We start from the raw sequence: 9,142 nt of genomic DNA, 5'->3' as shown, positions 1-9,142 counted from the left end.
CGATTGGCCCGTTCGATCTCCTTGGAATTGGCACTTCCGTGGGCCAATGACCCGACGTTGAATGGCTCGGCGCAGGGAGAGAAACGAACGAGGAGCCCCCGTGACCGTCGCCGACAGATGGTGCGCCCCGCCCCGGGAGACCGTGCCCGCCGCCGGGCCACCGCGGCCGCTGGCCGCGGCGCAGTTCGTGAACTCCGTCGGCGACGGCGCCTTCTACGCCTGCTCGGCGCTGTTCCTCACTCAGCTCGTCGGCCTCTCCGCTTCGCGGGTAGGGCTGGCGCTGACCGTGGCGTGGGCGTCGGCCATGCTGGCCGGCGTGCCGCTCGGGCACCTCGCCGACCGGCTGGGGGCGCGCCGCACCGCCGTGCTGCTGTCCCTGGCGACGGCCGCGGCGCTGTGCGCCTTCCCCTGGGTGCGGTCGTTTCCGCTCCTCGCGCTGGTTCTCTGCGGGTACGCCTGCGCCCAGGCCGGCCTGGCCTCGGCCCGGCAGACGCTGCTGGCGGCGCTGGTCGCCGCCGAGCGGAGAACCCTGGCCAGGGCCCGGTTGCAGTCGGTGACCAACGCCGGCCTGGCGATGGGCGCGGGGCTCGGCGCGCTGGCGCTCACCGCCGGCACCCGGTCGGCCTACGTGGCCGTCTTCGCCGTCGACGCCGGTGGCTTCCTGGTCGCCGCCCTCCTGCTGCGCCGCCTGCCCGAGGCGCGGCCCGCGCCCGGGGCGGCCACCGGGCCGCGGCTGGCCGTACTGCGCGACCGGCGGTACGCGGCGGTCACCGCGCTGAACGCGGTGATGTGCCTGAACATGCCGCTGCTCAGCCTGGGGCTGCCGCTCTGGACGGCGCGGCGCACCGACGCGCCCGAGGAACTGGCCGCGCTGCTGCTGACGTTCAACACCCTCTGCGTGGTCGTGTTCCAGGTGCGGGTGGCCCGCCGGGTGACCGACCCGCGCGCCGCCACCCGGGCGACCCGCCGGGCCGGCTGGCTGATGCTGGCCGCCTGCGCCGGATACGCGCTGTCCGGAGCCGGCGTCGGGCCCGGCGCGGCGGTGGCGATCCTGCTCGCCGCCGCCGCGCTCCAGGTCGCCGGCGAGATGTGGCAGGGGGCGGGCGGCTGGGAACTCGGCTTCGGCCTGGCGCACCCCGCCCGGCAGGGTCAGTACCAGGGATTCTTCGGCATGGGCCCGCAGGTCGCCAGGGCGCTCGGCCCGGTACTGGTCACCACTCTGCTGCTGGGCTGGGGCACGTGGGGCTGGCTCGCCCTCGGCGGCCTGTTCCTGGCCGCCGGCGCGGCCTTCGGGCCGGCCGTCCACCGCGTCGGCCGGCCCGCGACCTCGACGGCCGGGCCGTGACGGTGCGGCGGGTCCGGCCGGGACGCTCGACGCGGCCGGGTGGCGGCCGGCGGCCGAAGGCCGGTCAGGAACGGCCCCGGAGCGGGTGGACGACCGCCAACGCGTCGATGGCCTGTTCCAGTTCGGCCACCATGTCGACCCGCGGGTCGATCAGCCACTGGAGTTGGAGCCCGTCGGAGAGGGCGATGAGGCTGCCGGCGGCCCGGGCGCTGTCCAGTTCCGGCGGGTAGCGGCCGGCCGCCTTGCGCCGTTCGATGTCGTCGACCAGGTGGCCCCTGACACGCTCGAAGCGCCCCAGGAAGAACTCCCTCGACGGGTGGCCCCCGGCCGCGGCCTCCGCCGCGAACGCCGTGTAGAGGTGGACGAGCCCCGGAACTCCCGTGTTGTGCCGCACCAGTTCGGGCCAGAGGGTGAGGATGCCCTCGTCGGCTCCGACCGCCGCGACGCCGGCCGCCCAGGCGCGCCGGTCCCATGCCGTGACGACGGCCTCCAACAGCTTCTCGCGGGAGGGGAAGTAGTGCAGGATGTGCGCCGGCTGCAGCCCCAGCTCACGCGCGATCGCGCGCAACGAGGTGTTGCGGTAGCCGCGTTCCGCCAGGGTCCGCAGCGCCGTGGCGATGATCTCCTCCCGCCTGGCCACGCCCTTGGCGTACGCCCCCCGGCCCGTCATGCCCCCATCGTAGGCGCGCCCCCGGGGACTTGGCGCACGACCCTTGCCAGCCAAATCTGACCATCGGTAAATTTTGAGCCGTCAACTTTTGCCGAACCCCGGCAAAAGCCCCCTCTCCCGATGGCGAAAGAGGTGGACGAGAGTGGTAGTCGACGGTGGAAGACGCCTCTGGGTGTTGCTGCTGACGTTGCTCCTGCCGCTGGTGGCCCTGGCCCCGGCGACGGCGACGGCCCACGAGGGTCACGGCGGCGGCCCGGGCGGCGGGCAGGGCCAGCCGCCGCCCGTGCCGAGCGAGGACCGGTTCCAACGGGTGCTCCTGGAGGGCAACGACCTGACCCAGCCGATGCGCGTCAGCGTCGCCCCCGACGGCCGGGTGGTCTACATCGAGCGCGACGGCCGGGTGAAGGTGTGGGACCCGGAGACGGGGGCCTCGGTGGTGGCCGGCACCATCCCGGTCCGGGTCACCGGCGAACTGGGGCTCGTCGGGCTGGCCCTGGCCCCGGACTTCGACCGCACCGGGCACCTCTACCTGCACTTCTCCCGACCGGACTGGGACACCTCCTTCACCTCCCGGGTGGCCCGCTTCACGCTGACCGACGAGAACACGCTCGAGCCGGCGACCGAGCGGCTGGTCATCGACATCCCGCACCCCGACGGCGTCCGGGGCGGCCACAGCGCGGGCGATCTCCTGATGACCGACGACGGGCAGCTGTTCATCGCCACCGGCGACAACACCAACTGCTGCGCCTCCCAGGGCTTCGCCCCCACCGACGAGCGGCCGGGCCACGCCGACGGCGACGCCCAGCGGACCTCCGCCAACACCAACGACCTCAACGGCAAGATCCTCCGCGTCGTGCCGAAGCGGAACGGCGGCTACCGCATTCCCCGGGGCAACCTGTTCCCGGAGCGGCTCGACCGGCACGACAGGACCAGGCCCGAGATCTACGCCATGGGCTTCCGCAACCCGTTCACCCTCGGCGACTACGACGAGGAGACCGGTGCCCTCTGGATGGCCGACTACGGCCCGGACGCCATCCTGCCGGATCCGGAGCGCGGCCCCGCCGGCCACGTCAGGACGCTGCTGATCAACGGAGCGGGCAACTACGGCTGGCCGTACTGCACGATGGACAACCAGCCCTACAACGACTGGGACTACGAGGAGAACCGGCCGGGCCCCTGGTTCGACTGCGACCGACCGGTCAACGACTCCCCCAACAACACCGGCCTGGTGAACCTGCCGCCGATCGAACCCGCCACCATCTACTACACCTACGACCGCCAGGAGTACTTCCCCGAGCTGTACGGCGGCGGCGCGATGGCCGGGCCGATGTACCGCTACGACGAGGCGGCCGAGGACTCGCCCACCCGGTTCCCCGAGTGGTTCGACGGGCGGCGTTTCCTCTACGACTGGACCACCGACTGGATCCGGACCACCCGGTTCGACCGGCGGCTGACCACCCCGCGCGACATGCGGGAGTTCCTTCCGGGGGTGGACTTCGTCAAGCCGATGGACATGGAGTTCGGCCCGGACGGCTCGCTCTACGTCCTCGAGTACGGCAACGGCTGGGGATCGAGCAACGACGACGCCGGCCTGTACCGCGTCGACTACGTCGAGGGCAACCGGACCCCGCTCGCCGTGGCGACCGCCAGCGCGGACTCGGGGACCCTGCCGCTCACCGTGGAGTTCGACGCCTCGGGTTCGAGCGACCCCGACGGTGATGCCCTCAGCCACGCCTGGGACCTCGACGGCGACGGCACCACCGACGCCACGGGACCCACCGCGTCCCACACCTACACCACGGCGGGCGAGTTCCGGCCCGCGTTGACCGTCACCGACGCCGGCGGCCTCTCGACCACCACCCATCTCACCGTCACCGCCGGCAACGCCCGCCCGACGCTGACCATCGAGTCGCCGGCGGACGGCACCTTCTCCGACTTCGGCGAGGACATCCCCTTCACCGTCCGCGCCGAGGACCCGGACGGCGGCCCCGTCGACTGCACCGCGATCACCGTGACCTACCAGCTGGGCCACAACCAGCACGGCCACCCCATGAGCGAGGCCACCCCGGGGCCTGACTGCCGCGGCGTCCTGAGTCCAGGCCGCGACGCCGAACACGGCCCCGGCGCCTACGTCTTCCACATCGTCCAGGCCGGCTACACCGACGCCGGCGGGCCCGGCGGCGCGCCGCCGCTCACCGCCGAGGCCGACGCGGTGCTGCACCCGCCGACGTACAGCGCCCAGACCTACCCGGCGGGCGACGGCGTCGGGCTCTACAAGGGGCAGCTGTTCGTCCCCGGGCCCGGCAACTGGTTCTCGTTCCCCCGGATCGACGTCCGGGACGTCGACCGGCTCACCATGGCCCTCGCCACCCGCGAGGCCGGCGTCACCCTGACCGTCCACGCCGGCTCCCCCGAGGGGCCGGTCGTCGCCCGCTTCGACGACCTCCCGGGCACCGGCTCCACCTCGCTGGACGACCGCGTCTACCAGGAGTTCACCGCGCCCGTGAGCGACCCGGGCGGGGTGCACGACCTGTACTACGTCGCCAGCTGGCCGGACGGCGTCCAACCCGAGCTGTTCGTCGGTGACTTCACCTTCGAGACGGAGTCGGGGCGGCCCGACTGACGATCTCCGCTCCGTGGTGCGGGGCCTCGCGCCCCGCACCGCGGAGGGCTCACAGCACCCCGCGCCCGGCCAGGTTGCGCAGCAGGGCGCGCAGGCCGAAGGTCCAGGGGGGTGCCTGCTCGCTGGTGGTGACGGTGTTGACGAGGGCGCCGAGCCGCGGGCTGGAGATCCGCACGACGTCGCCGAGGTCGTGGGTGAAGCCGGCGCCCGGGGCGTGCCGGTCCTCGGTCGGCGCGAACAGGGTTCCGGTGAAGAGCACGAAGCCGTCCGGGTGTTGGTGGTGCGCGCCGTGGGTGGCGGTGACGAGTTCCAGCACGTCGCGGCTGATCTCGCGCATCGAGCTGCGGCCGCGCAGCGTGTAGCCGCCGGGCCCCTCGACCAGCAGTTCGATGTCGAGGTCGCGGACGGCGTCCAGGTCGAAGCCCTCGTCGAGCAGGCGGACGAAGGGGCCGATGGCGCAGGAGGCGTTGTTGTCCTTGGCCCGGGGCAGCAGCAGGGCGCTGCGGCCCTCGACGTCCCGGAGGTTCACGTCGTTGCCGAGGGTGGCGCCCCGCACCCGGCCGTGCGAGTCGACGACGAGGACGGCCTCGGGTTCCGGGTTGTTCCAGCCGGAGGCGGCGAGCACCCCGATGTCGGCGCCGGTGCCGACGGCGGAGAGTACCGGGGCCTTGGTGAAGACCTCCGGGTCGGGGCCGATCCCGACCTCCAGGTACTGCGACCACAGCCCCTCGGCGACCAGCAGTTCCTTCGCCTTCGCGGCCTCGGCCGAGCCGGGGCGGATCCGGTCGACGGCGCCGCCCACGGCCGCGACCACGCGTTCCCTGACCTCGGCGGCCCGGGCCGGGTCGCCGCCCGCGCGTTCCTCGATGACGCGTTCGAGCAGGCTGTTGGCGAAGGTGACGCCGGCGGCCTTGATCACCTGGAGGTCGACGGGGGCGAGCAGGTGCGGGAGGTCCCGGCGGCCGGCGGCGGTCGCGGCGAGCAGCTCGGCGAGGGGCCAGGCGCGCCCGCCGGGCGCCCGCCGCACGATCTCGACGGCCTCCTCGACGCCCTGCCGTTCCAGGAGGTCGGCGACGGTGGGCGCGTGGGCGGTCAGGTCGACGACGAGCCCGTCGCGGACCGCGGCCACGCAGGGGCCGCCCCACTCGGGTTCGTGGACGCGGGCGACGAGGGCGGCCTGGTCGGCGTCCTGGGGCAGGACGTCGTCGGGGGTCGGTGCCGGGGCCATGGTGCGGGTCTCTCCTTCTTCGGTGCGCGGGCCTGGGTGCGCCTTCGGTCAGTGGGAGTCGCGGGGCACGTCGTACCCGCGACAGCCGCGGAGGAAGTCGAAGTCGGCGCCCTGGTCGGCCTGTTCGACGTGCTCCGTGTAGAGCCAGGTGTAGCCGCCGTGGTGCCGGCGCGGGGGCGGGCTCCAGTCGGCACGGCGCCGTTCGAGCTCGGCGTCGTCGACGTCGAGCCGCAGGGTGCGGCCCGGCACGTCGAGCACCACGGGGTCGCCGTCCCGCACCAGGGCCAGCGGGCCGCCGACGGCCGCCTCCGGGGTGACGTGCAGGACCACGGTGCCGTAGCCGGTGCCGCTCATCCGGCCGTCGCAGACGCGCACCATGTCGGTGACGCCGGCCTTGAGGAGCTTGGTGGGCAGCGGCACGTTGGAAACCTCGGGCATGCCGGGGTAGCCCTTGGGCCCGGCGTTCCTGATGACGAGCACGGTGTTCTCGTCGACATCGAGGTCCGGGTCGTCGGCGACCGCGTGGTAGGCCTCCGGCGAGTCGAAGACCCGGGCGGGGCCCCGGTGGTTGAGCAGGTGCGGGGAGGCGGCGGACTGCTTGATCACGGCGCCGTCCGGGCACAGGTTGCCGCGCAGCACGGCGGTGCCGCTGCCGGCCGGCTGGAACGGGTCGTCGAGACCGGTGATGACGTCCGGGTTCACGTTCTCGGCGTCCGCCACGTTCTCGGCGACGGAGCGGCCGGTGACGGTGAGCCGGTCGCCGTGGAGCAGCCCGCCGCGGACGAGTTCGGCGAGGACGGCGGGCAGCCCGCCGGCGTAGCAGAAGTCCTCCATCAGGTACTTCCCGCTGGGCATCAGGTTGACCAGGGTCGGCACGGCGCGGGCGAGGGCGTCGAAGTCCTCGGGGGTGAGGTCGACGCCGACCCGCCCGGCGATGGCGGTGAGGTGGATGACGGCGTTGGTCGAGCCGCCGATGGCGGCGTTGACGCGGATGGCGTTCTCGAAGGCGTCGCGGGTGAGGATGTGCGAGGGGCGCAGCCCCTCCTCGACCATGGCGACGATCCGCCGCCCGGCGGCCCCCGCCGTCTCCATCCGGCGGGAGTCGACGGCGGGCCAGGTGGCGGATCCCGGGAGCTGCATGCCGAGGGCCTCGGCGAGGCAGGCCATGGTGGAGGCGGTGCCCATGGTCATGCAGTGGCCGTTGGAGCGGGCCATGCACCCTTCGGCGAAGAAGCACTCCTCCTGGGTCATCCGGCCGGTCTTCAGGTCCTCCTCGAACTTCCAGACGTGGGTGCCGGATCCGACGTCCTCGCCCCGGTACTTGCCGTTGAGCATCGGGCCGCCCGTGACCATGAGGGCGGGCAGGTCGACGCTGGCGGCGCCCATGAGCATGGCGGGCGTCGTCTTGTCGCAGCCGGAGAGCAGCACCACGCCGTCGAGCGGGTTGGCGCGGATCAGTTCCTCGACCTCCATGGCCATGAGGTTGCGGTAGAGCATGGCGGTGGGGCGCATCAGCGTCTCGCCGGTGGCCATGGTGGGGAACTGGAGCGGGAAGCCGCCGGCCTGCCACACGCCGCGCTTGACCGCCTCGGCGACCCGGGTCAGGTGGGCGTTGCACGGGGCGAGTTCGGAGGCGCTGGTGGCGATGCCGATCACCGGGCGCCCGTCGAACACCTCGGGGCCGAAGCCCTGGTTGCGCATCCAGGACCGGTACACCATGCCGCTCCGGCCGCTGGCGCCGAACCATGCCTGGCTGCGGCGGGCCGCCTGTTCGCCGTCCGTCATCTTCGGGTCTCCCGTGGTGTCGTGTCGTGCGGTGGTTCTCGGTGTTTCCCGGTGCGCCGGGGCTGAGACCGGAGTCGGGGTCGGGGTCAGAAGTGGAGGTCGATCTGCTGGCGGATGGTCAGGACGGAGAGCACGCCGAAGAGGCCCACGGCCCATACGAGCACGACGGCCCGGAGGCCGCGCACCTTCAGCGGGTTCGGCAGCGCCTTGCGGTTGAGGTAGAGCAGCAGCCCGGAGTAGACGAACATCATCATCCCGGCGACGCAGGCCGACACGATGAGCAGGACGAGCGGCTGGTCGAGGCCGAGCGCCAGTATCCCGATGCCGATGGCGACGAGCCCCCACACGAGCCAGAAGTAGAGCCGGCTCTCGGGGTAGGTCGAGTTCCGCAGGTAGGTGGACTTGAGGACGTCGGCGGCGAGCCTGCTGGTGTAGTCGACGATGCCGGCCGCGGCGCTGAACAGGGAGAAGCCGCCGATCAGCCAGAACAGGACGCCGAACCAGTTGCCCACCTGGGCCTTGAGCACCTCGCCCTCGGCCTCCACGAAGCCCACGTTGTTGGCGAGTCCCTCCGTGCCGAAGAGCGTGGAGTGGGCGAGCAGCGAGGCGAGCACGATGGTGATGATGGTGGTGGCGCCGAAGGTGATGGCCTGCTCGATGTTGGCGAACCGCCACCAGCGCTTCCAGCGGTCCATGTTCTCGCCCTCGGGCACGAAGACGTAGCCGGTGCTGGTGCCGACGGCGGCGTCGTCCTTCTTGCCGGTGACCGGGCTGACCAGGCGGGGCACGTAGTGGCCCATGCCGAAGCCCTTGTCGCGGATCCAGTTGCTCTGGCAGAGGTTCTGCCCGCCGCCGGCGCCGGCGTAGGCGAGGGCGCCCATCAGCACGGCGACGCCGAGTTCGCTGGGGAACTGGCCGATGTGGGTGACGGCGTCGGGGAGTTCGCGCCAGCTCGACGCCTTGATGGCGAGGATCACCGCGAGCACGAAGAACCCGCCGATGAGGGCGACCTTGACGAAGAGCAGCCGTTCGAGGGCGGTGTAGACGACCGGCGCGAGGGTGAGGATGGCGCCGATGAGCAGCAGCAGGCCCACGGCGATGACGGTGGGGTCGCCGCCGAAGACGTAGGACAGCATGGTGGCGGAGCTGGTGGTCCAGCCGGGCCAGAGGTTGGCGGCGTAGGTCAGGCCCACGAGCACCGCGCCCCAGTGCCGCCAGTAGCGGTTGAAGCCGGTGATGGCGGTCTCCCCGGTGGCGAGCGTGTAGCGCTCGATCTCCATGTTGATGAACCACTGGGTGACCACGCCGACGACCGCTCCCCAGAGGAAGACGAGCCCGGCCTGCGAGGCGATGTAGGGCCAGAGGATGAACTCGCCCGAGGACAGGCCCACTCCGGCCGCGACGACGCCCGGCCCGATGATCGGCCATATCCGGCGGGGTGGGGCGGGCAACGGCCGTACCGCGGGCGGTGGTAGGCGGCGGGTGCTCATG

The 9,142-nt window shown here is 72.8% G+C and carries 6 protein-coding genes; 2 read left to right on the top strand and 4 right to left on the bottom strand.

Features of this window, described 5'->3' with window-relative positions; all coding sequences use genetic code 11:
• Positions 1 to 100: 100 nt before the first annotated feature.
• Positions 101 to 1,345 carry an MFS transporter gene (locus E1283_RS25250; RefSeq protein ID WP_243745093.1) on the top strand — a complete coding sequence of 415 codons (1,245 nt, stop codon included), beginning with the start codon at positions 101 to 103 and terminating at the stop codon, positions 1,343 to 1,345.
• A 64-nt stretch (positions 1,346 to 1,409) separates the two neighbouring features.
• Here E1283_RS25250 and E1283_RS25245 read toward each other — a convergent pair whose 3' ends face one another.
• The gene (locus E1283_RS25245; RefSeq protein ID WP_132820446.1) at positions 1,410 to 2,015 is read right to left on the bottom strand and encodes a TetR/AcrR family transcriptional regulator; all 606 of its coding nucleotides are present in this window, start codon (positions 2,013 to 2,015) and stop codon (positions 1,410 to 1,412) included.
• 142 nt (positions 2,016 to 2,157) lie between these two features.
• Here E1283_RS25245 and E1283_RS25240 point away from each other — a divergent pair, with 142 nt between their 5' ends.
• Positions 2,158 to 4,638 carry a PQQ-dependent sugar dehydrogenase gene (locus tag E1283_RS25240; RefSeq protein WP_132820445.1) on the top strand — a complete coding sequence of 827 codons (2,481 nt, stop codon included), beginning with the start codon at positions 2,158 to 2,160 and terminating at the stop codon, positions 4,636 to 4,638.
• A gap of 49 nt (positions 4,639 to 4,687) precedes the next feature.
• Here the strand turns inward: E1283_RS25240 and E1283_RS25235 are convergent, their stop codons facing one another.
• The 3 genes from E1283_RS25235 to E1283_RS25225 form a co-directional block, all read right to left on the bottom strand.
• Positions 4,688 to 5,866 carry a fumarylacetoacetate hydrolase family protein gene (locus tag E1283_RS25235; RefSeq protein WP_132820444.1) on the bottom strand — a complete coding sequence of 393 codons (1,179 nt, stop codon included), beginning with the start codon at positions 5,864 to 5,866 and terminating at the stop codon, positions 4,688 to 4,690.
• 48 nt (positions 5,867 to 5,914) lie between these two features.
• Positions 5,915 to 7,651, bottom strand: coding sequence for an IlvD/Edd family dehydratase (locus E1283_RS25230; RefSeq protein ID WP_132820443.1), 1,737 nt, complete (start codon positions 7,649 to 7,651; stop codon positions 5,915 to 5,917).
• A gap of 86 nt (positions 7,652 to 7,737) precedes the next feature.
• Positions 7,738 to 9,142 (bottom strand): Nramp family divalent metal transporter (locus tag E1283_RS25225; protein WP_132820442.1); only part of this gene is annotated, 1,405 nt, incomplete at its 5' end.

Origin of the sequence: Streptomyces hainanensis (genome assembly GCF_004348415.1) — a bacterium.
Lineage (GTDB): Bacteria > Actinomycetota > Actinomycetes > Streptomycetales > Streptomycetaceae > Streptomyces > Streptomyces hainanensis.
The sequence above is the reverse complement of the archived record's forward strand: the minus strand, read 5'-3'. Positions and strand labels throughout refer to the sequence as shown.